We start from the raw sequence: 21,173 nt of genomic DNA on the forward strand, positions 1-21,173 counted from the left end.
CGGTGGTGTCGCCATTCCGCTCTTTCATTCTTACGCCAGCTGGTATTCCTGCGTGGTCACCGCCATCTGCAGCATGGTGATTATCTTCTGCTCGGCGTAGGTGGCGGCGTCTTCGTCATCGAATGTCAGGTCGCCCCACTTGGCGGCGTAGTCGATCAGCCCTTGCCGCGTGGTGTCGAGAACAGGCATGGGGCCTATAACCTCGAAGCAGGCGTCAACGAGCGTCTCGGCGTTGATTGCGCCATTGTCCGCGTACTCGCGTATGTCGTTGATGAGCATGCGCAGGCCGGGCTTGTTCGGGTTGCCCAATACCTTGCTCGCGAAGTTGATGCGGTGTACATAGGAGCCGGTGTTAATCCACTCGGCGCCGCCCTGCCAGCCTTCTACGCTCGGCGGAGCGTATAGCGCCTGCCCCATCTGCGAGCAGACGCCGGCGGCTGCGTAAGTCTCCATCGACGGCAGCTCAAGACCGCCTGCCAGCCGCAGCGTGCCAACGACCATTTCTGCCGGGCTCTTGATGCGCGCGAAGCGGGACGCCTCTGCCTTGAAGAAGTCGGAGTTGAACATCACGCGCAGCATCGCGGAAATATCGTAGTCGGAATCGAAGTATGCCTGCGTCATCAGGTCGATGGCTTCCGGGTCTTTCGGGTCTTCATACGGCCACTGTGGTACGGGAGACTCGTCCGCCACGAAGAAGTGGTAAAGATGGCGCGCTATGAAGCGCGGGGTGGCTTCCTGCTTGCAGATGATTTCCACGACATCCTCGCCGTTGAAATCGCCCGTCTCGCCAAGGAAGAACTTGTCGTCGTGGTCGTGGTCGTCTTCGTCGTAGTTGAACTGCCAAGCAATGTAACCGTAGGGACGGGCGGTGTTGTTGCGCATTTTGATGGACATATAATCCGGGTTAACCACGCTCCAGCCGGTGAACGCGCGGGCGCATTCTTTGATGTCCTCTTCGGTGTAGTTGCCCACGCCCATAGAGAACAGCTCGAGTATTTCCCTGCCGTAGTTTTCGTTAATGGCGCCCTTGTGATTGTCCTGATTGTCCAGCCACATCAGCATTCCGGGATCGCGGGACAGGTTGACCAGCAGGTCGCGGAAGTTGCCCATTCCGTAGTTGCGGAACATCTCGACTTGGTTGACGACCATGCGCGCCTGAATGAGCTTGGTGGCGGCAGTGGCGAAAATGCGATGCCAGAACAGCGCCATCTTCTCTTCGAGCGGGTTCGGTGTCGTTGCCATGCGATAGACCCAGTGCGCTTGCGCGGCGGGACCGTTGCGCAGGTCAGACTGGTCAACATGGTAGCGTCGGATGATGTCTTCGGGCATCTCGAAGGGCTTGTCGCGCGAAAGCAGGTCTTCGACCGTCGCTTCGTAGCCCATTTCGAGGCGCTGCTCGACTTCGCGCCGAGTCGCGCCGAAGGATGCTCTTCGCAGCAGGTGCGCCATTAGCGCGACATCCTGTTTCGACTGCACAGTGGTCATTTGGGTCCTCCCAGTTCAGTGTCAGTTCGTTCCTGTTAAATCAAGATACTGGACATGCCGGAATGGGCGCAGTCAACGCCCGCAGACATACTTCAAGAGAGTTTATCAGTGTGCCTGATTTCGGTCAACGACTTGAGGCGCAAGCGCTAACAGCGATGGACAGGATAGCTAGGATCAAATATGGCTATTACGGCTGCACAATGTCCGATTCTTCGCGCTGCTCGCGCACCCATAGCAAAAGCAGGAAGCCGATTACTAGGAACGCCGTCACTGTCATCATGGCGAGGCGGAAGCGGAAATCGCCCAGGTGCATGAGCGATGTCGTGGTCAAGCCCCACAGCAGCGGCCCCAGCACCGACGACAGCCTGCCGGACATCTGGAACAGCCCGAAGAACTCGCCTATCTGACCATCAGGCGCAATGCGCGTCAGCAGCACTCTGTCGGCTACCTGCGGCGCTGCCCAGAAACAGCCGCCGATGACCGCGATGACCCAGAACGCCGACTGCGTACTTGCTATCGACGCCGCGCCGACGAATATCGCCCATCCTGCGATCCCTGTCAGCAGCACGCGCTTAGAGCCGAACCGCCGCGCCAAGAAGCCGACAACGACAGCGGCGACGAACGCCAGCAGCAACACGCGCACTACCAAGTCCAGCGCTTCATCGTCTGTGAAGACACCGATGTTCACCAGATACAGCACATAGAACGCGGCGACTGTGTTGATCGCCTCTGTGTATATGAAGCGCGCGATGATGAAGCGGAACAGGTTGGTGTGATGCCGCGCACGCCTGAAAGTGCTGTACAACTGCGCGTATGATTCCCTGATGAGCGCGATGTCGAGCGCATGGCGGACGCCGCCTTCCTTCACGATGAGCAACAGCGGCGCGGCGAAGAGCACATACATCAGTGCGGTCGGTAGGAACGCCCACTGGTTGCCGTACTTCTCGACCTGCGGACCTAGTATCAGGAACGCCACGAACAGCCCCACATACCCAAGCCCGACACCGATGCCTGATACCACGCCTCGCGTGCTTTCGGAACTGACATTGACGAGGAGCGAGTTGTAGAAGACCAGCCCCGTCTGGTATAGGAAATTGGCGATGAAGAACAGCGCAAGCCCGGTCGTCAGCCCGCCGAACATTCCTATCGCAGCCGTGGACGCGGCGCACGCGACCACACAGACTCCGAGCAGCGGCACGCGCCGGTTGAGCCTGTCCGAGACCGTTCCCATCACGGGCGCGGTGATTGCGACCGCCAGCGCGGACAGCGACAGCACAAACGCGAACACCGCATCGCTGCCGCCCGCGTCCTCCATGTCCACCGCGACCCAAAGCGGGAAGAAGAATGTCAGCAGGCTCGCCGAGAATATGGTGTCCGAGAAGTCGTACAGCGACCACGCAGGCATCGAAAGCTTGTCGCGCAGTGAGCGGCGTTGCGTTGAAGACGGGATTTGCTCGCCGTCCGGTTCGAGTTGCACTGTGGTGTATCCTATACTTGTTGTGGTGATTGGTGTGGTATTGGTGATGGGATAGGCTTCACCCGTACCCTAACCTACCAAGGGTAAAGGGATTACCGGGGAAAAGATTATTGCGCTCAACTCAATAGGTGCGGAGCCACATCAAGATTGTATAGGAAGTGTCGCTTCCAGATGGGTGTCTAGTTCGATGCCGAGCGAGCCTAGCACGGCGTTTAGCATTGTGTAGTAGCCGATGACTACTACTAGCTCGACTGCGCCTTCAGGACCGAGCAGATGCTCGACTGCCTGAAATGTGCGCTCGCCTAGCGCGCCATTGCGCACGAATTCTTTGCCCGCCTGCGCGAACACGCCTTCTTTCGGTGGCAAGCCCATCGGTGCTCTGCCACTGCGGATGGATTCGATGACTTCATCACGCACGCCGACCGACCGCGCTATCGGTTCGTGGTGCGCCCAGACATACTGGCTGTCGAGCGTGCGCGCCACGCCGAGTATCGCCGTCTCGCGGAACGCCGGATGCAGCGACGAACGCAGTCGGATGTGCTCGCCGAGCGCGCCTACGGCTTCCGCACTGTCCGGGCTGTTCAGCAGCAAGCGGAACGAATTCGGCATGCCATTGCCATCAATGCCGCCGCGCGTCTGCTCGATGTGGTCGTATAGCGGTCGCTTGTCCGCGGGCAGGTCGTCTCTGGAGATGTATGGAACACGCGCCATGCGTTTACCTCTTTCATTTTCACTTCTTGTATTGCACTTCGCATAGTGCCAGTGATTTGGCGATTTGCAACTCTCAATATGGTTGGTCTGTCGTAGATTGTTGGCGTTCGGAGATTTCGGATTCTTTACTTCGCGGCGCCGTGTTCGGAATAATAATGGTCCACCGGCGCTTCGTCCGATGATACATCATACCAATGTCCCTGCGTTGAGCGCGCTCTTTACCTGTCATGGTGTGACGGTTACTTCCCCTGAACCAATATGCGCCTTTTCGCCCGCCGTTGACGCTCTTCCAACCGCTCACTAACAGTTACCGGGTATTCAGCGGGCGATTCCACCCTCTTGTGCGGCGCGGGCAGGCGTCCCAATTCCTTCGCCGCACGTGTTCGCAGTTCGTCCAATGACGGCGCTTTAGCGGTTCGTTTGCCGTCGCGCATCACTTCAGTTAGCAGCGGCTTGGCGTCGTCCGGGGCGGGTTCGTCTGCACAGCCTATTGTGTCTCCGAGATACAAGCTGCCCGCATCGACGCGGCGGAAGACTTGCTTTGCGCCGACTAGCGTTTCCTTCTCTTCGCTGAGCTTCAGCGTGGGCTTGCCGTCGTACTGCACGAGCTTGTACACACAGTCTAGCCATGGGTAGTCCGCAGATGTGCCGACGTTCGTGCCTACACCAAATCCGTCGATTGCGGCGCCTTCGCGCAGCAGACGGTCAATTTGGAATTCGTCCAGCCCGCCGCTTGCCAGAATTTGCACATTAGGCAGCCCCGCCGCGTCCAGCATTTGCCGCGCCTGGATGGACAATGCACGCAAGTCGCCGCTGTCCAATCGGATGGCGTTGAGCGTGTGTCCCTGCCATTGCATGCGCTTGGCGACTGCGACCGCATTGCGGACCCCCTGCATCGTGTCGTAGGTGTCCACCAGCAATGTCGAGTTGTGCGGGAACGAGTCGGCGTATGCGTTGAAGGCGTCTAACTCGCTCTCGAACGAGGTTATGAACGAGTGCGCCATAGTGCCGATTGCGGGAATGTCGTAACGCCGGCTCGCCAACACATTACTAGTCCCCGCAAAGCCCGCGATATACGCCGACCGCGCGAACTTGACTGCCGAGTCGATGCCTTGCGTGCGCCGCGCCGCGAAGTCCATGACCGTTATGCCACTCGCGGCATGCACCACTCGTGCCGCCTTAGTGGCGAGCATCGTCTGCGCGTTGAATAGGTTCAGCAGGAGTGTCTCGACAATCTGTGCCTCGATGATGGGCGCCGTAACCTCGATGACCGGCTCGTTAGCGAAAAACACGCTCGCCTCCGGAATGGCGCGCGCGCTGCCGGTGAATTGAAGGCGGGCGAGATACTGCAAGAAGTCGTCGTCAAGCAGACGCAGCGAACGCAGCGCAGCGATGTCCCCTTCCGTGAAGCAAGAATCTGCCAGTGCGTTCAGCATGTCATCCAGACCCGCGAATAGCAGGTATCCGCGATTGTCCGGCAGCCGGCGCACGAAAAGGCTAAAGCAAGCCTCCGCCGTAATGCCCGCCTGCCAGTATGCTTGTGCCATCGTCAGCTCGTACAGGTCAGTGAACAGGTTCAAAGATACGTCGTTAGCGGCGCTTTGCTGCGAGTTATGCGCGGTATATTGCATTTGCGATATGCTGCTATCGTTGTTCATCAGCGTCCGCCAAAGCGGATATATGCGTTCAATGTTATGGTCAGAGTTATGGACAGAATCAATGCGGCAACCTTTTCCTGCGATTGAGCATCATATTATCTGATACTCTGCGAATTAGAAACCGTTGTAGTTCCTTACTCTTGAAGGAAGGGGCTATTGATGAATGTACAATCTGGTATTATTTCTAGTACGTGAGATTAAATTGAAGATGAACATAAAGCTATATGCTAAGAACATTCTGCTGGGCGCGGTGGTTACACTGATGTGTGTGGCTGCGACTGCGTGCGCTGACAGTACGCCGGCAGCGCCAATACAATCGGCGACGCAACCCGCATCAGCGACATCTTCGACTGAGACAGCCCAGCGCGTGGATGCAATGCCGACTGCCGTGCCCGCGTCGCCTAGCGCCCAATCACCTGCCACGCCTGCGACCGCAGTACAGCCAAGCGCGATTGCGGCAATGCCGGTAACGCAAGCCATGCCGACAAGCACAGCTTCAGCTACGGTCGCCATTGCGCCCACAAGCGCGCCACAGCAACCCACACCAGCCACTGCTGCGACTTCCACGCCTGCGCCAAGCGCAACTTCCGAGCAACCGGCGGCGACCGCGACGACTGCCGCAACACCGCCAAGTGTGCCGCCCACCGCCGCTCCCGCTGACACGGCGACGCCCGAACCCTCGCCGGTGGTGGCTTTGACAACCCCTACTCCTGCATTGGGTGCAAACGACAGCACGGACAGCGGCGATGCAAGCTTGGACGCAAATATCGGCACAGAGGTCGGCGACATCGCGCCCGGATTCGTGCTGCCTAGCGCACTTAGTGGCGACTTTGATTTGTCGGCGTTCAGGGGCGAGAAGAATGTGGCTCTGGTGTTTTATCGCGCGTTCTGGTGACCGTTCTGCCGTGCTCAGCTCGTTGAGCTGACTGACCATTACGGGGAAATCGAAGGGCTGGATGCCATCGTGTTAGCGGTGAGTGCGGACGACCTTTCCGGCGCGACATCGGCAGCACAGAATTGGGGACCGCCTTTTCCTATCCTGTACAACTCGGATACGACCGTCATTGAGAATTACGGCGTCTTGGCGGGCAAAATATCCAAGCCGGCGACTTTCATCATCGACAAGAGCGGCGCCATACGCTGGAAGTACATCGGCGGCGACAAGGCAGACCGCCCTAGTCCGCAGGCAGTATTGGAGCAGCTGCGCGCACTTGAAGGGTAGTTTGCCGGGAAAGTTGGCGCACAATCTCAGGTGCCTGCTCCGCGCCGCTAGATTCGTCTCCCCAGTGCTTGTGCAAGTGCCGCGATGCACTGCCAGTTAGCAGTCTAACAGCGTATAAACGTCTAGTGTTCGCCGTGCCCTTGCAAGCCCAAGCCCGCGCATTTTTGAATAACGCGCGCCTTGACACATGTTGCCAATATATATAGGATTGGTTCATCGGGAGACCTAGATAATCTAGGGTTAACAACCTTATGGGAGGTGAGTATGGTTAGCATTGGCTTTACTATTTTCATTATACTCGCCGTCCTCATAGGCCTTACCATTGGGGCACTAGGTGGATACTTCGGGAGGGGGTTCCTGCAGAGGAAGTCCTACGACGCTGCTAAATCGGAAGCAGCGCAAATACTGGAAGACGCCGAAGACGAACGGCGCGCAATCGTAGTTGAGGGCAAAGAGGAAGCCCTACAGTTCCGCACGGAAGCAGAATCCGAAATCCGCGAACGCCGTTCCGATGTTCAGCGCACGGAGCGGCGCGTTGCTAATAGGCAGGAAAATGTCGAACGGCGCGCCAGCAATTTGGACCGCCGCGAAAGGAATCTGACCGATAAGGAAAAGTCGGTCAGCGACCTTAAGCAATCCCTGACCGAGCTTCAGGCGAATCGAAAGCAGAAAATCCGCGAGATGAATGAAGAGCACAAGCAGCAGCAAGAAGCGATGCGCTCCGAGCAGCTGGTTCGTCTCGAGGAAATCAGCGAGTTGTCCATGGCTGACGCGCGCAACGAGCTGATGTACAACGCGGAACAGGAAATCCAGCGCGACCTAGCAATCCGTTACCGCGCCCTCGAAGAGCAGGCAAGGATCGACGCCAATGAAAAGGCGCGCAATATCCTGTCGCTTGCCATTCATAGGTTCGCGGCAGATGTGGTCTCCGAAGCCACAGTAACCACAGTGCAACTCCCCAGTGACGACATGAAAGGTCGTCTCATAGGCCGTGAAGGGCGCAATATACGAGCAATCGAAAAGGCAACAGGCGTTGACCTGATAATAGACGACACACCGGAGGCGGTAACCCTTTCCTGCTTCGATCCCGTGCGCAGGGAAATCGCCCGCCTAGCCGTTACCAGTTTGGTATCGGACGGCAGGATACACCCTGCCCGCGTCGAAGAGATGGTGGGCAGGTCGGAAAAGGAAGTATCGGACATAATCTGGAAGTGCGGCGAAGAAGCCGCCCTCGAAGTCGGAGTGCGAGGTCTGCATCCGGATATCGTGCGGCTGCTCGGACGGCTGAAGTATCGCTATAGCTACGGCGAGAACGTGCTACAACACAGCATTGAAGTGGCACACTTGGCAAGCATGATCGCGTCTGAAGTGGGCGCGAATGTCAAGATTGCCAAGGCAGGCGGACTGTTGCACGATCTCGGCAAGGCGCTGTCACACGAAATTGAAGGACCACACGCCGAAATCGGCGCGGACATTGCCTCCAAGCACAGCGTTGCGAAGGCGGTATGCGTCTGCATCGCCGAGCACCACGACGATGTGATGAGCAGCACGGAAGCGTTTATCGTTGCGGCGGCGGACGCCCTCAGCGCAGCGCGGCCCGGCTCGCGGCGAGACACGGCGGAAAATTACATCAAGCGGCTCGAAAAGCTCGAAGAAGTCGGGCGCGCCTTTGATGGCGTGGAAAAGTGTTACGCCATACAAGCAGGCCGAGAAGTCCGTGTGATGGTCAAGCCGCAATCCGTAGATGACGCCACCGCCGCCAAAATGGCGAACGACATCGTAAAGAAGATCGAATCGACCCTGGTCTATCCCGGCCAGATAAAAGTAACGGTAATCCGCGAAAGCCGCACCGTCAGTTACGCGAGGTAGGATCCTACGCCGACGCGATTATTGCACGAGGGCAAGAAAACAGAAACACCGCCACCGGCTCAATATCAAGCCAATGGCGGTGTTTCGTTTCTTCGTTCATTCCGGCTTGCTTCGAATTGTCGCGCCCCCCCTTTGGGGGATGGCTTTGGATTCCACACTGTACTCGGAATGACATACTGTAGGCTGCCGCAAATTCGCGGTAAAATGTGAACTTGAAAGTCGCGTATGGTATCCTGTTCTCTTGCTGCTTTTTGCAGATTCGGATGGCAGGGATAGACGCTTGGCGGAATGGCGTGCGTGGCATGCATCCATAAGTAGCCTTCGTCCCGTCCATTGATGGGGATAGACAGACAATATACGCACTTAAGAAGGATTGATAGCGATATGTCCAAAATACAGGCGGACTTGCACCTACATACCACATTCTCGGACGGTACGCTGACGCCCACGCAGATGGTGGCGCTTTGCGTGGAACGCGGATTGACGACCATCTGCATTAGCGACCACGACACCACGAACGGACTGCCGGAGACTTTCGCCGCAGCGGAGGCGTATCCGGATCTGACGGTCATACCCGGCATCGAGTTGAGTACCGATGTGCCCGGCGGCGAGATTCACATTCTCGGCTATTTCGTGGACCACTACGACGAATCGCTGCAAGTCATACTGGACGATTTTCGCATGGGACGCGAAAATCGTGGATTCGGGATGGTGCAAAAACTCAACGAGCTCGGGATCGATGTATCCTGGGAGCGTGTGCAGGAAATCGCGGGCGATGCGCCGATTGGTAGGCCACACATCGCCCAGGCGCTGGTCGAGGGGGGCTATGTGAAGTACCCGAAGGACGCGTTCGACGAGTACCTTGGGCGCGACGGTTTGGCGTATGTGGAACGCCCGAAGCTGCTGCCCGTAGATGCCGTGCGACTGCTCGTTGCTCATGGCGCGCTTGCCGTTATGGCGCATCCGACATACTCGTCGTCCAAATCCGACCGCGGCGAAGTGGATTCGCTGGACGAAATACTAACCGAGCTGAAAGAGGCGGGTCTCGTGGGCATGGAAGTGTATTACGGAGACTATACGCCGGAGCAGGTCGAATGGCTGCGCGGTCTCGCGGAAAAGTTCGACCTAATCCCGTTGGGCGGCAGCGACTACCACGCGCTCGGCAACCCAGGCGAGCCGGAACCCGGCACCGTCGGCCCGCCGATGTCCAGCGTAGAGGCGCTCTTCGAGATGCATGCGGCAACATCGGCACAGTGACGACAATCGACGACGGGCTGATAGCCATCGGGGTGGTCGTTGCCGCATATCTTTGGGGCGGCATCCCGACGGCGTATCTCGCGGCTCGCATTGTGGCGGGCATCGACATCCGCAGCTACGGATCGGGCAATGTTGGCGCATCGAATGCGCTTGTTCAGCTCGGCGCGAAGGCGGGTGTCGCCATCGGGCTGTTCGACCTCATCGGCAAGGGTATTTTGCCCGTCTTGCTCATTCGTGCGCTTGACGCGAGCCTCGCTGTGCAGGTCGCGGCGGCACTGGCGGCTGTCGCGGGGCATAATTGGTCACCGTACCTCCGATTCACCGGCGGCCGCGGCGTTAGCGTCGCAGGCGGCGTCATTCTCGCGTTTGCCCTGTGGCACGAAGCGGCAATATCCACTATCCTGATAGTAGCGCTAGGACGCTTGGCGTTCAAAGACACGGGCTTGTTTACGCTGATTGCGATGGTCGCGCTGCCGGTGACCGCGTTCTCGCTAGGCGCGCTGAGCATCGCGGACAGACCGCTTGAGATTGTGCTGCTCTCCGCGCTGATATGCGCGATTCTAGTCGCAAAGCGCTTGACCGCCAACTGGGAGCGCCCGACTGCCGAGCAGCCTGTCATTGAGACACTGTTATGTCGTATCCTGTGGGATAGGGATGTGCGACATAGGCAGAGTTGGACGGAGCGCATGCCGAGCGCGGATGCGTCGGACAACGACACGCCGGCGGCAGATACATCAGAGGCAGCAGACAGATGACACAAGTGCAGTATTGCCCCAGACACTCCAAGACCGAGACGAACATTCGCTGCGGCAGGTGCGAGACGCCTATCTGCCCCGAGTGCCTCGTGCATTCCCCGGTGGGCATGCGTTGCCCGGACTGCGCTAGGGTCAACATCGTGCCGACCTACGACGTGCCGTTGCCCTTTCTGCTGCGCGGCATAGGCGCGGGTGTGGGCGTGGCTGGCATTCTAGCATTGGTTTACCTATTCACCGTGCCCGCGATGTTCCGGCTGGTGTTCCTGGGAATACCCGGTCTCAATATCGTTCTGCCCATACTGTTCACCGCGATGATGGTAGGTGTCGGATACGCTGTCGGCGAGGCAATCAGCCTAGCAACGAACCGTAAGCGCGGGCTGAAGTTAAAGCTGGTGGGCGCCGGCTCCATACTGTTGGTGTCGGTCGTGTTCACCTATGCGTTTCCGGCAGGCGCATACGGTCTGACATATCTATTCATCGGCTTGGCGCTGGCGACATGGCTGGCGATTCGTCCGTTCTAAGTGACTATAATATAGGCGACTAACAGGATGGACAGGATTCTCAGGACGCTGTTTGCTGTATAATTCCTTGCACACTTGCGATTTCAAGGGGGCAACATTTGCTTAAGACCATCAGCTGCGGCGATGTACGCGCCGAACACACTGGCAAAACTGTAACGCTGGCAGGCTGGGTGCACCGCCGCCGCGACCACGGCGGTCTGATATTTATCGACATGCGCGACCGCGAGGGCATCGTTCAAGTCGTCTTCAATCCCGACAACGCGCCGGACGGCGTGCATTCAGTCGCCGAGACGTTGCGCAACGAGTGGGTCGTGCAGGTAACCGGCGTTGTGGCTGCGAGACCGGAAGGCACGGTGAACCCGAACATCGCCACCGGCGAGATCGAAGTCGCCGCCGAGCAGGTCAAGGTGCTGAACGAATCGAAGACGCCGCCCTTCTACATCAACGAAGAGAGCGAAGTCGATGAACTCATTCGCATGAAATACCGTTTCCTAGACCTGCGCCGCCAGTCCATGCGCGACACGATAATCATGCGGCACAAGGTTGTGCGCTTCATCCGCGACTTCCTCAGCGAGCGCAATTTCCTGGAAGTGGAAACGCCCATCCTCATCAAGAGCACGCCCGAGGGCGCGCGCGACTATCTTGTGCCGAGCCGCCTGTATCCGGGGCGGTTCTACGCGCTGCCGCAGTCTCCGCAGCAGCTCAAGCAGTTGCTTATGGCTGCCGGTGTGGAGAAATACTTCCAGATTGCGCGCTGCTTCCGCGACGAAGACCCGCGCGCCGACCGTCAGCCGGAGCACACGCAGTTGGACCTCGAAATGAGCTTCGTCGAAGAGGACGATGTGCTCAACCTCATCGAAGAACTGTACACGAAGCTTGTCGAAACGCTGTTCCCGGACAAGTGGATAATGCGCCCGTTCCCGCGAATGACCTACGCGGAGGCGATGGCGTCCTACGGCTCCGACAAGCCGGACTTGCGTTTCGACTTAGACATGTCAGACCTGTCGGACATCGCGGCGCAGACGGACTTTCGCGTGTTCACATCGGTCGTAGCGGGCGGCGGCATCGTCAAGGGCTTCAGCGCGCCGGGCTGCGCATCGTACACGCGCCGCCAGACAGACGCGCTTATCGATTTCGTTAAGGCCAACGGCGCGCAAGGGCTGGTCACGATTGCGCTAACCGGCGACGGCACGGGCGGGGATGACTTGGAAGACCTGACCGCCGACGGCATACGCTCCGCCGCGGCGCGCTTCCTGAGCGTAGAGCAGGTGAAGGCTATCGCGCATCGGACGGAAGCATCGATAGGCGATATGATTCTCATCGTCGCGGGACCGGAGAAGACCACCAATCAGGCGCTGAGCGCGCTGCGCAACGAGATGGGGCGGCGGCTGGAACTCGCCGACCCGAACCTCGTCGCCTTCGCGTTCGTCACCGATTTCCCGCTGTTCGAGTGGAACGAAGACGAAGAGCGCTGGGACGCGATGCACCACGCCTTCTCGATGCCGAAGAACGGGCATGAGGCGTATTTGGACAGCGACCCGGGCAAGGTCATCGGCAGGCTGTACGACCTGGTGGCAAACGGCGAGGAGTTGGCGAGCGGCAGCATCCGCATCCACACCCGTGATCTGCAGGAGCGCGTATTCGGCGTGCTTGGCTATACGAAGGAGCAGGTAGCAGAGCGGTTCGAGCAACTGCTATCCGCATTCGAGTACGGCACGCCGCCGCACGGTGGCATCGCGCCGGGCATCGACCGCCTGATGATGGTAATGACCGGCCGCGACAACATCCGCGATGTCATAGCCTTCCCCAAAACCCAAAGCGGCTTCGACCCGCTATTCGAAGCGCCAAACGTCGTAGAACAGCGCCACTTAGACGAACTGCACATTACCATTGACGCGGAGGACGAAGCTTAACTTTGCTGCGTCCCGACACTTCCGCTGATATGCCGACGATTGTCGAACCTGCATAACGGGGAAATTATAAGATTGTCAGATACAAGACGCTTAATCCACTGAATGTCAGTCCGCTAAATGAGGGGCAATGCAAAGGGGATAGCAAGGCACATCGCCATCGCTATCCCCTTCGTTTTCCTATCCTACCGGCTGATTCCCCATCGCCAACGACAGCTCACCGGCGCACTCATACTTGACTGAAGACTGCGTTGCCGGAAGTGGTGGAGCGCCTATTGAAACGGAGCGTCCCGCGCTTCCAAGAAGGCGCGCATGCCGTGTTCTTGCTTGATTTCCTCTAGCGCGTCCTTTTCCGGCACTCCGGGCTGCATCGCTTCTATCATCCGAATCATCAAGTGGTGCTCAAACGCATCGGAGAAGCCCATCTTTTCGTATGTGCCTTTGATGCTTCGCTTCATCATCTGCACGGCGTATGGCGGCACGTTCGCGATACGGGTCGCTGCCTTGCGCGCGCTGTCCATCAGCTCGTCGGCGGGGACGACCCAGTTCACCATGTTCCACTTCTCGGCGGTTTGCGCGTCAACTGTGTCGCCGGTGTAGTAAAGCCAGTGAAGATGTCGCAGCGGAATCATGAAGGGCAGCATTATCGCCGGCGAGTGTGCGACGAAGCGGATTTCCGGCTCGCCGAATGTGGCGTGTTCCGCGGCTATCACAATGTCGGCGGTCATCGCAAGCACATTGCCAGCTGCGAGCGCATGCCCATTGACTGCGGCGATTGTGGGCTGGCGCAGATGCCACAGCTTCATCAGCGTGTGCGCGGGCAGATGCTTCGCGTCCCATGCGGCGGTTGCGGGAATGTCGGGCGCTTCCTGCCCCGGCGATATGTCGTAGCCGGCGGAAAACGCCCTGCCCGCACCGGTGAGAATCAACACATTGACATCGTGGTCGTTGTGCACATCGTCGAGCGCATCGCTGAACTCGGTGAGCAGCCCGGCGCTGAGGGCGTTCATCTTCTCAGGGCGGCTGAGCGTGAGTGTGGCGATGCGGTCGGCTTTTTCAAGCTTGATGAAGTCGTACATAGTCGATCAGTCTTTCAGTTTTTCAGTCGCTCAGCCCACTGATGGAGGGTTGGCATCATGGGACAGGATGGATAAGACGGGATCTGGGCGGTGCGCCTATCGCCTACCGACGACTCCGAACATCCACAGCAGGTTGAGCACGAATATGACGCCCGCCACAATCCACAGGATAGTGCCATAGGTAGGATTGAACTGCAAGCCCACTCCAAGCCCGAAGAAGAAGACACCTATCGCGAGTATTAAGAGCAGCACATGGACGACAATCCTTCTCCACGAATTGAGCGCGGATAATACCCACGCCAAGTTGCCAAGCAAAAGGATAAGCGCGGCAATCCTGAGAAAATTGCTCAGTCCGGGGTCAATCTGCAATATGACAGGAGTCACCGGCAACAAGAAGGCAATCGCAAGTACGAAAAGCACCACCTGGATGAGAACTTTGGGCATCAACTCGTCCTCCGTTAGACACTCGGCAGTGGCGCGGTGTCGCCGGTTTGGTGCTGCCAGATTCGGATTCGCGCTGCCATATCGATGATGCGGTCGCGCTGTTCGGGGTCGTTGTACAGGTTGTTCTGCTCGTACGGGTCGTTGTTCAGGTCGTACAGCTCGCATTGGTCGCCCGCGCACAGGTTGAGCTTCCAGCGGTCGGGCGTGATGACCGTGCGCCAGGGTAGTGTAAGCATGCGGTTGATGTCATGGCTGCCTAGGAATCGGTCGGGCAACTCGTCGCTGGTACCGTTCCACTGCACGAACACATCATTGTTTTCCAAAGTCTGCTCGCCCGTCAACACCGGCAGAAGGCTCTTGCCCTGCAGCGTGTCCGGCAGTTCTTGTCCGGTCAGTTCGAGCAGTGTCGGCACTAGGTCGATGTGCCCCACGCTGCCTTCGACGATTGTCTGCTCGTTCGACAGCCATGGCACTGCCATCAGCAACGGAACCTTCGCGGATTCCTCGAAGAACGAGCGCTTTTCGAGCATGCCGTGGTCGCCCATCATATCGCCGTGCTCGCTGGTGAACACCACGATGGTGTTGTCCGCGATGTCCGCCTTGTCGAGCGCATCCGTAATCTTGCCCACCATGTCATCCACGAGCGTGACATTCGCGAGGTAGTGCGCGCGCAGTGTGCGCCAGCCCTCCTCGGTCGTAACATCTTCGCGGGATGCAGCATAGCGCGTCATATACTCGTCGTCTGCATGGCTCTTGCCTTCCAGCATGAACTGCATAAAGTATTCGGCGCGAACGCGGACGACTCTGGACGCGGTATCCGGAATCTTCAGGAAGGCGTCACCGACAGGCAGTTCCGCCGGATCGTACATATCCATATACGGCCCATGGTACGGCGAGTGCGGCTCGAATGTGCTGACATACAGGATGAACGGCTTGTCCTTGTTCTCCTCGATGAACTCGGCGGCTCTGTCGCCCAGGTAGTGCGCCATCTGCATTTCTTTGGGCAGGTCTTGGCGTGCATCCGCCGAGAACACCTTCACGCCATCCGAGTGTGTGCTGTCCGGTTCGTAGCCTTCGGATTCGAGGTGCCTGTGGTACGGTGTCATCTCATAGCGCAGTTCCGGCTTGGTGTACGCCTCGCGGTGCATGTCCTCGGTCGGACTCCACACATCGAAGCCGTGCTGCGTTTGCACGTCGTTGCCCAAGTGCCACTTGCCCATGTAGCCCTTGAAGTACTCGTCGTCGATCATTTCGGCGATGACAGGCGTACTCTCGGGCAGGTGAATCTTGTTCACGACGGGCCCCGCGGCGTGCGGGTAAAGCCCGGTCATAATTGTGGCGCGCGCAGGCGTGCAGACCGCCTGCGCGACATAGGCGTTCTGGAAAACGAAGCTGCGTTCCGCGAGCGCATTCAGATGCGGCACATTCATATAGTCCGCACCATAGCATGCCATCGTATCCGACCGCTGCTGGTCGCTAAAAATGAACACTACATTTGGTCTGTCAGTCATACTTCCACCTCTCGTTAGTGAGTTTTCGCACAAGTCATTTGCTTGCGTGAGTTTATAAAGGGATAGGCGTGGTGTCAATGGTGGGCAGGCACGGGGTAGCGATTCCATTTAGGTTATTATCAATGTTGCCTCATCCCTTCCCAATCTCAGCAGCGGTGGTTGACTTGGCATGCTGCTGCTGTTTAATCTGTACGGAGGAGATAGCACGATGAACCCGATAATTGCTGAGCGCACCGCCGAACTGAAAGCACTTTGCGTCACTCATGCCGTGATGCGTCTGGAACTGTTCGGTTCTGCCGCCACCGGAGAGTATCGCCCCGGGCAAAGCGACTTAGACTTTCTTGTAGAGTTTCACGACCTGCCGGATGGGGGCTACGCGGATGCCTACTTTGGGTTGATTGAGGCGCTGGAAGACTTATTCCAAAGTCCCATTGACCTGATAGTCGATTCCGCTATCGAAAATCCGTACTTTCGGCAGTCGGTGGACAGTACTAGGCAGCTAATCTATGCAAGTTGAAGCCAAATGCCTACTCTTCGAGATTCAACAGGCGGCAGGTCACATCGTAGAGTTCACGCAAGGCGTGAGTTTTGCCGATTACCAAAACAGTGCATTGATACGGTCTGCGGTCGAACGCCAATTCGAGATAATCGGCGAGGCAGTAAATCGACTCTCGGACATCGACGAAACTCTCTCTAATCGCATCAACGAACGCCGCAGGATTATTGATTTTCGCAACCGGCTTATTCACGGATACTCAGTTATCGACAATAGAACGGTCTGGGATGTAATCCAAAGCAATCTGCCAATTCTTGCTCGTGAAGTTGAAACGTTGATGCGCGAAGGATAAGCTTGGCCGGAGACATTTCTGGAGAAGATGCATGCTCTCTGACTTCACTGTAACGCTGCTGGGAACGAGTTCGCCTTCGCCGTCTATCGACCGCTTTGGCAGCAGCACACTGGTTGAGGCGGGCGGTTTGCGGCTGCTGTTCGACTGCGGACGCGGCGCGATTCAGCGTCTGCTGCAACTCGGACCGGACTATCCGCGCGTGGACAGGCTGTTTCTGACACACCTGCACTCGGACCACATCGTGGGCATACCGGACTTGTGGTTGACGGCGTGGATAATGGGACGAAGGTCGGCATTCAAGGTGTGGGGGCCCGAAGGCACGACCGATATGATGTGGCACTTGGAGCAGGCGTTTCAGGCGGACATCCACATCCGGCGAGACCTCGACGAGATGCTTCCGCAATCCGGCATCAACATCGTAGCAGAGGACATCGCGGAGGGCTTCGAGTTCGTGTTGGGCGATGTGCGCGTGGTCGTGTTCGATGTTGACCATCGCCCCGTAACGCCTGCATTCGGCTATCGCATCGAGTATGACGGCAAGGTGGCGGTACTGTCCGGCGACACGCGCCCTTGCGAGAACTTGGTGAAGTACGCGCAGGGCTCGGACTTGCTCGTCCACGAAATCATCGCGCCAAAGGCATTCTACAAGCGCGCCACGCAGATGACCGAGCATCACCGCCAAGCCGTCGTCAATCACTACACGACACCGCAGCAGGCTGGCGAGACATTCAGCAGGATAAACCCAAAGCTGGCGGTGTATTCGCATGTAATCGGCAGTCCGATCCCCGGCTACGAAGAAGAAATACTCGAAGGCACGGCAGAAACCTACGCCGGCGCCGTGGAAATTGGCTACGACTTGACGCGCATTACGGTCGGCGATGAGGTGTGGTCAGAGCGGGTTGGATAAAACGACCCTGATAACGAGCGTGGGCTGGCATCGCCTTCACACGCTCAAGACCGTACAGGAAGCGCGGCGCTCGCTTCAATAGATTGGTTATGCTTGCCATCGCTTCTAGCAGTTAGTTGCGAACAGTCGCAACAAGTACGCTGCCAGCAGCCACTCATCTCCGCGTGGGTGATAGCAGATTCAGTCCTTCCAGCACCAGTAAGACAGAAGCGCATCGCAGCCACCACATACGCCAACCCACCAGAACACTGACAACAGCCAGTTGCTAGGATGCACCAGAAGTTTGAGGAAGATGACAAGGTTCTTAGCCGAGCGCTCACTAGCGTTCGTTCTTCCAATAAAGGGCTTCCCGATCGCATATTATATCCCACGGGTGCAGACAGGTGCCGTGTATCGAAAAGGGATACAAGAGAAATAGAGCCCTTGCATTCCCTCTTCACCTACTCTACAAGCCCTCTCGATTCCGCCATACGCCTTAGCAGCATCCAGATTTCATCTTCCAGGAGGTGGAATACCAAAGAGATAATTATCCAGACAAGCAGAGCGCCGGCGGCAAGCCGAAGCAGTTCATAAGCAGGCCGCCACTTCATTAGTAACTTGCCCCCGCCCACTTCATAGCGGTATATGTAATCCAGTGATATTTGTTATGCAGTTCCGCCCCAATGACTGCCATCGCTTCTAGCAATTAGTCCCAAACAGGCGCAGCAACTTCATTGTCAGTAGCCAGTCGTCTCCGCGTGGATGATAGCAGAGGCAATCCTTCAAGCACCAGTAAGACAGAAGCGCATCGCAGACACCGTATACGCCAATCCACCAGAACACTGAGGGCAGCCAGTTTCTAGGGTGTACCAGAAGCTTGATGAAGATGACAAGATTCTTCAGCCGGGTGCTCACTGATTACCATCCTCTATAATGCTAATTATGAAGCAACGCATCCTGGGAAAAGCCAAATACCTGTCGGTCCGCGTGTATCTTACACTCACTGGGGTAGTGGTGGAGCACAATCTGAAAAAGCGCGTGCTTGCTAGGCTGAAGCGCTGGGCAGGCTATGTATATCTAATCATATTATGGGCGTTAGTCGCTAATGGCTTGAGTATGGATTGTATTCCTCCATACGAATAGCCCACAGATTAACTGAAAGCAACCTGTGGGCTAGTATCGGCGGAGACTGGCAATCGCGCCCTCTTGCTTAGAGCGGATGTTAGTGATGCCCGTCAGAACAGACTCAAGACTCCGAACACGAAAGCGATCACGACTAACAGCGCAATGCCTATAAGTCCAATCAGGAACCACATCGAGACGACGAACAGAATGCCGTCTATCAAGAGTGAGAGCGCCTTGCGGAGCAACTTCAGCAAGAACTTAATGCGGGTCATGGAGGCAATCTCTAATGAGAACCTGCTTGATCATCGCCGCCAGCCGAGTTGCGGCTGCGGTCTCTTCGTCCTAGGATTTCCATCACGACCATGCATACGCCCAGGACAGGAATCGTTGTCACGCAGATAGCCGAAATAATAAAAGCCGCCGTGAAAAGGTGCTGATTGGGCGGCACTTTGGATAAAGATATCCAGAACAGTAGCATTGTCAATGCCAGCAGAATAGATACTGCGCCATTCGCCCAAATCGCTATACGGAGTTTTTTTGTAGGCACTTGTTTGAACTCCCACGCAGTCCATAGCAACGGCAGTCATTCATCCGTTTGAGAGGACTATGGCCAGCCCAACATCCATAATACCAGCAGCGCCGCCAACGCGAACAGTGCAAGACGCCATAGCTCCCTAATCCCGCCGTGGGTCATTTTCCGGAGAGTACGCCTCACAAACCGCAACTCCCTGCGTATGCCTTCAATCATACCCTCGCATACGCCTTTCATATATGGCTGTCCCACAAACTCGCTCCGCAAAAGCATACGCTAGAATTGGTTCCATATCCAGAACGCCGTCAGCGCAGCCAGAATAAACAGCACGAAAAAGAGGAACGCCGCGCATCCGTTGAGTATTACCCTCAACAGGAAACGCGGCGCTCGCTTCAAGATGTTGGTTATGCTTGCCATCGCTTCTAGCAGTTGGTCGCGAATAGGCTCAGCAAGTACATTGTCAGTAGCCACTCCTCTCCGTATGGATGGTAGCAGATGCAATCCTTCCAGCAACGATATGAAAGAAGCGCATCGCAGACACCAACTATTCCAACCCACCAGAACACTGACAGCAGCCAGTTGCTAGGATGTACCAGAAGCTTGATGAAGATGACAAGATTCTTCAGCCGGGTGTTCACTAGCGTTCGTTCTTCCCATAAAGCGCTTCCTGAGCGCAGATTATATCCCATGGGTGCAGACAGACGCCGTGCAACTTCTTGGAGATGGTGCGAAATCCGTCCCGAAGGGCGTAGTAACCGGCGAAACCAGTAATTACAGTGACTTCAATGAGGCCTGCTGCTCGAGAAGGAATGGTAGGCCTGTCCGGGTTCTTGATCAAGTACTCGAAAAGGCTCTCATCCTCTCTTGGAGATGTTCCCAGTCCTAAGTACGTTTCAGCAATCTTTTCCACTTTGTCCCAGTATTCTCTGGTCTCTCCGAGTAGAGTCGGGTGCACATAGGGTGGACTTATGGCCCCCGGGTAGTTCACATAGCTATCGTCATAGCACTCGTCGCACATTAGGAAGTCGCCTCCACCCACAAGCGCTCGCAGTGCAGCGTCGCCGTATCCACAGTCTGATATCCGCCGCCTTCCTTCTGCATCCTCTCCACAGCGGCATCTGTGGCGGGTGTCCCATACGGGCACCTGTGCTTTGCGCCGCCAAGCCGGCTGCGCTCGTCCTCATCTGCTGCTGTAGCACGCTCCTCGGTTTCCTCCTCAGCAGAGCAAAGCCCTGCCATCAAACAGTGCCTAAGCACTCCTCTGTGTGCCATTATATCCTCCCTTTCCTTCCTGCGTTCAGTTCGATTATCATATTTACCCATAAGAGCATTTGTTCTTGAACGCCCATCTAGTATAAGTACATAAGTTCTTAAATATCAACCCCTATTTTCGAGGAATCTGAAAATTGCTTGCAACCTCTACCAACTTCCACTTAATTTGAAATCTTGCGTAAGTCCGAACGCTCGGCATGTCCGGCGATTTGACGGACATCAGACAATCCGGTCTTCCGGTGGGTTCATAGTTAGCCAACCAAAACCGCCCGTCCGAATTATTAGATTCGTTGCTGCATCTGATAACCGAAGTGCGGTTTTTTGTTGGTGAAAAGAAACCGCCACCGAGTTATCGGCTCAGTGACGGTCAATGTTTGGCAGACGATGTTAAGATAATCGTCCTGACTATCCTTGTCCAAACTGGTCTGTACTTCCTCGGTCACGCATGAGCCTAGGCGACAGAGTAGAGGTGAGCGCAAATGTGGGGAACCATTGGGATCATAAGCTTTGGTGTCGGCGCTATTGCGTTCTTCACAATGATCGCCGGGCTGATAGTGGGCGTCGTGCGGAAGCAGTGGGAAATACTGAAGTGGAGTTCAGTAACACTTGGC

General features: G+C 56.9%; 23 protein-coding genes. 11 read left to right on the forward strand and 12 right to left on the reverse strand.

What is annotated here, in order from left to right; all coding sequences use genetic code 11:
• Window positions 1-30: 30 nt before the first annotated feature.
• From F4X57_12845 to F4X57_12865, 5 genes are all read right to left on the reverse strand, one after another.
• Complete coding sequence (locus F4X57_12845) at window positions 31-1,485, reverse strand: DUF1800 domain-containing protein (protein ID MYC08037.1); 1,455 nt, start codon at window positions 1,483-1,485, stop codon at window positions 31-33.
• Between the two features lie 187 nt (window positions 1,486-1,672).
• Window positions 1,673-2,962, reverse strand: a complete 1,290-nt coding sequence (locus tag F4X57_12850; GenBank protein MYC08038.1) for an MFS transporter — start codon at window positions 2,960-2,962, stop codon at window positions 1,673-1,675.
• 141 nt (window positions 2,963-3,103) lie between these two features.
• The gene (locus F4X57_12855) at window positions 3,104-3,673 is read right to left on the reverse strand and encodes a carboxymuconolactone decarboxylase family protein (protein ID MYC08039.1); all 570 of its coding nucleotides are present in this window, start codon (window positions 3,671-3,673) and stop codon (window positions 3,104-3,106) included.
• A gap of 239 nt (window positions 3,674-3,912) precedes the next feature.
• The gene (locus F4X57_12860) at window positions 3,913-5,304 is read right to left on the reverse strand and encodes a nicotinate phosphoribosyltransferase (GenBank protein MYC08040.1); all 1,392 of its coding nucleotides are present in this window, start codon (window positions 5,302-5,304) and stop codon (window positions 3,913-3,915) included.
• A gap of 180 nt (window positions 5,305-5,484) precedes the next feature.
• Window positions 5,485-5,844, reverse strand: a complete 360-nt coding sequence (locus F4X57_12865) for a hypothetical protein (GenBank protein ID MYC08041.1) — start codon at window positions 5,842-5,844, stop codon at window positions 5,485-5,487.
• On the opposite strand from F4X57_12865, the gene F4X57_12870 reads away from it, so the two are divergent.
• The 8 genes from F4X57_12870 (at window position 5,844) to aspS (ending at window position 12,868) form a co-directional block, all read left to right on the forward strand.
• Window positions 5,844-6,029, forward strand: coding sequence for a hypothetical protein (locus tag F4X57_12870; protein ID MYC08042.1), 186 nt, complete (start codon window positions 5,844-5,846; stop codon window positions 6,027-6,029). The genes F4X57_12865 and F4X57_12870 overlap by 1 nt on opposite strands.
• A complete protein-coding gene (locus F4X57_12875; GenBank protein MYC08043.1) occupies window positions 6,026-6,226 on the forward strand; it encodes a hypothetical protein in 201 nt (66 codons plus the stop codon). Before F4X57_12870 ends, F4X57_12875 begins: the two co-directional genes overlap by 4 nt.
• A 27-nt stretch (window positions 6,227-6,253) precedes the next feature.
• Window positions 6,254-6,553, forward strand: coding sequence for a redoxin domain-containing protein (locus F4X57_12880; protein MYC08044.1), 300 nt, complete (start codon window positions 6,254-6,256; stop codon window positions 6,551-6,553).
• A 264-nt stretch (window positions 6,554-6,817) separates the two neighbouring features.
• Complete coding sequence (rny, locus tag F4X57_12885) at window positions 6,818-8,422, forward strand: ribonuclease Y (protein ID MYC08045.1); 1,605 nt, start codon at window positions 6,818-6,820, stop codon at window positions 8,420-8,422.
• Window positions 8,423-8,806: 384 nt separating this feature from the next.
• On the forward strand, window positions 8,807-9,679 hold the full coding sequence (locus tag F4X57_12890; GenBank protein ID MYC08046.1) for a PHP domain-containing protein: 873 nt from the start codon (window positions 8,807-8,809) through the stop codon (window positions 9,677-9,679).
• A complete protein-coding gene (locus F4X57_12895) occupies window positions 9,517-10,434 on the forward strand; it encodes a hypothetical protein (protein MYC08047.1) in 918 nt (305 codons plus the stop codon). Before F4X57_12890 ends, F4X57_12895 begins: the two co-directional genes overlap by 163 nt.
• Window positions 10,431-10,955, forward strand: coding sequence for a hypothetical protein (locus tag F4X57_12900; GenBank protein ID MYC08048.1), 525 nt, complete (start codon window positions 10,431-10,433; stop codon window positions 10,953-10,955). The genes F4X57_12895 and F4X57_12900 overlap by 4 nt, the downstream gene beginning before the upstream one ends.
• Window positions 10,956-11,053: 98 nt before the next feature.
• Window positions 11,054-12,868, forward strand: coding sequence for an aspartate--tRNA ligase (aspS, locus tag F4X57_12905; protein MYC08049.1), 1,815 nt, complete (start codon window positions 11,054-11,056; stop codon window positions 12,866-12,868).
• 269 nt (window positions 12,869-13,137) lie between these two features.
• On the opposite strand, the gene F4X57_12910 is transcribed toward aspS, so the two are convergent.
• The 3 genes from F4X57_12910 to F4X57_12920 form a co-directional block, all read right to left on the reverse strand.
• Window positions 13,138-13,944 carry an enoyl-CoA hydratase/isomerase family protein gene (locus F4X57_12910; GenBank protein MYC08050.1) on the reverse strand — a complete coding sequence of 269 codons (807 nt, stop codon included), beginning with the start codon at window positions 13,942-13,944 and terminating at the stop codon, window positions 13,138-13,140.
• Between the two features lie 96 nt (window positions 13,945-14,040).
• Entirely contained in the window at window positions 14,041-14,388 is a 348-nt protein-coding gene (locus tag F4X57_12915; GenBank protein ID MYC08051.1) for a hypothetical protein, read from the reverse strand.
• 14 nt (window positions 14,389-14,402) lie between these two features.
• Window positions 14,403-16,007 carry a sulfatase-like hydrolase/transferase gene (locus F4X57_12920; protein MYC08052.1) on the reverse strand — a complete coding sequence of 535 codons (1,605 nt, stop codon included), beginning with the start codon at window positions 16,005-16,007 and terminating at the stop codon, window positions 14,403-14,405.
• Window positions 16,008-16,119: 112 nt separating this feature from the next.
• Between F4X57_12920 and F4X57_12925 the strand changes: the two genes are divergently transcribed.
• The 3 genes from F4X57_12925 to F4X57_12935 are packed head-to-tail and all read left to right on the forward strand — an operon-like array spanning window position 16,120 to window position 17,654.
• Window positions 16,120-16,416: a DNA polymerase subunit beta gene (locus tag F4X57_12925; GenBank protein ID MYC08053.1), complete on the forward strand. Its 297-nt coding sequence runs from the start codon at window positions 16,120-16,122 to the stop codon at window positions 16,414-16,416.
• On the forward strand, window positions 16,406-16,747 hold the full coding sequence (locus F4X57_12930; GenBank protein ID MYC08054.1) for a DUF86 domain-containing protein: 342 nt from the start codon (window positions 16,406-16,408) through the stop codon (window positions 16,745-16,747). Before F4X57_12925 ends, F4X57_12930 begins: the two co-directional genes overlap by 11 nt.
• Window positions 16,748-16,778: 31 nt before the next feature.
• Window positions 16,779-17,654, forward strand: a complete 876-nt coding sequence (locus F4X57_12935; protein ID MYC08055.1) for an MBL fold metallo-hydrolase — start codon at window positions 16,779-16,781, stop codon at window positions 17,652-17,654.
• Window positions 17,655-19,041: 1,387 nt separating this feature from the next.
• On the opposite strand, the gene F4X57_12940 is transcribed toward F4X57_12935, so the two are convergent.
• The 4 genes from F4X57_12940 to F4X57_12955 all read right to left on the reverse strand — a co-directional run bounded on the left by F4X57_12940 (window position 19,042) and on the right by F4X57_12955 (window position 20,562).
• Window positions 19,042-19,305, reverse strand: coding sequence for a hypothetical protein (locus F4X57_12940; GenBank protein ID MYC08056.1), 264 nt, complete (start codon window positions 19,303-19,305; stop codon window positions 19,042-19,044).
• A gap of 261 nt (window positions 19,306-19,566) precedes the next feature.
• Window positions 19,567-19,761 (reverse strand): hypothetical protein, encoded by a 195-nt coding sequence (locus F4X57_12945; protein ID MYC08057.1) that lies wholly within the window; start codon window positions 19,759-19,761, stop codon window positions 19,567-19,569.
• A 166-nt stretch (window positions 19,762-19,927) separates the two neighbouring features.
• Complete coding sequence (locus F4X57_12950) at window positions 19,928-20,308, reverse strand: hypothetical protein (protein MYC08058.1); 381 nt, start codon at window positions 20,306-20,308, stop codon at window positions 19,928-19,930.
• On the reverse strand, window positions 20,308-20,562 hold the full coding sequence (locus tag F4X57_12955; GenBank protein ID MYC08059.1) for a hypothetical protein: 255 nt from the start codon (window positions 20,560-20,562) through the stop codon (window positions 20,308-20,310). The genes F4X57_12950 and F4X57_12955 overlap by 1 nt, the downstream gene beginning before the upstream one ends.
• Between the last annotated feature and the right edge of the window lie 611 nt (window positions 20,563-21,173).

The organism is Chloroflexota bacterium (assembly GCA_009840355.1).
Lineage (GTDB): Bacteria > Chloroflexota > Dehalococcoidia > Lucifugimonadales > JADFKI01 > Bin90.

Excerpts from the sequence above, each read along its gene's own strand:
- F4X57_12900 (MYC08048.1), top strand. The coding sequence starts at position 10,431 with ATGACACAAGTGCAGTATTGCCCCAGACACTCCAAGACCGAGACGAAC.
- F4X57_12930 (MYC08054.1), top strand. The coding sequence starts at position 16,406 with ATGCAAGTTGAAGCCAAATGCCTACTCTTCGAGATTCAACAGGCGGCA.
- F4X57_12895 (MYC08047.1), top strand. The coding sequence starts at position 9,517 with ATGGCTGCGCGGTCTCGCGGAAAAGTTCGACCTAATCCCGTTGGGCGG.
- F4X57_12845 (MYC08037.1), bottom strand. The coding sequence starts at position 1,485 with ATGACCACTGTGCAGTCGAAACAGGATGTCGCGCTAATGGCGCACCTG.
- F4X57_12865 (MYC08041.1), bottom strand. The coding sequence starts at position 5,844 with ATGGCGACCGTAGCTGAAGCTGTGCTTGTCGGCATGGCTTGCGTTACC.
- rny (MYC08045.1), top strand. The coding sequence starts at position 6,818 with ATGGTTAGCATTGGCTTTACTATTTTCATTATACTCGCCGTCCTCATA.
- F4X57_12915 (MYC08051.1), bottom strand. The coding sequence starts at position 14,388 with ATGCCCAAAGTTCTCATCCAGGTGGTGCTTTTCGTACTTGCGATTGCC.
- F4X57_12860 (MYC08040.1), bottom strand. The coding sequence starts at position 5,304 with ATGCAATATACCGCGCATAACTCGCAGCAAAGCGCCGCTAACGACGTA.
- F4X57_12950 (MYC08058.1), bottom strand. The coding sequence starts at position 20,308 with ATGTGCGACGAGTGCTATGACGATAGCTATGTGAACTACCCGGGGGCC.
- F4X57_12955 (MYC08059.1), bottom strand. The coding sequence starts at position 20,562 with ATGGCACACAGAGGAGTGCTTAGGCACTGTTTGATGGCAGGGCTTTGC.
- F4X57_12910 (MYC08050.1), bottom strand. The coding sequence starts at position 13,944 with ATGTACGACTTCATCAAGCTTGAAAAAGCCGACCGCATCGCCACACTC.
- F4X57_12920 (MYC08052.1), bottom strand. The coding sequence starts at position 16,007 with ATGGAATCGCTACCCCGTGCCTGCCCACCATTGACACCACGCCTATCC.
- F4X57_12855 (MYC08039.1), bottom strand. The coding sequence starts at position 3,673 with ATGGCGCGTGTTCCATACATCTCCAGAGACGACCTGCCCGCGGACAAG.
- F4X57_12935 (MYC08055.1), top strand. The coding sequence starts at position 16,779 with ATGCTCTCTGACTTCACTGTAACGCTGCTGGGAACGAGTTCGCCTTCG.
- F4X57_12890 (MYC08046.1), top strand. The coding sequence starts at position 8,807 with ATGTCCAAAATACAGGCGGACTTGCACCTACATACCACATTCTCGGAC.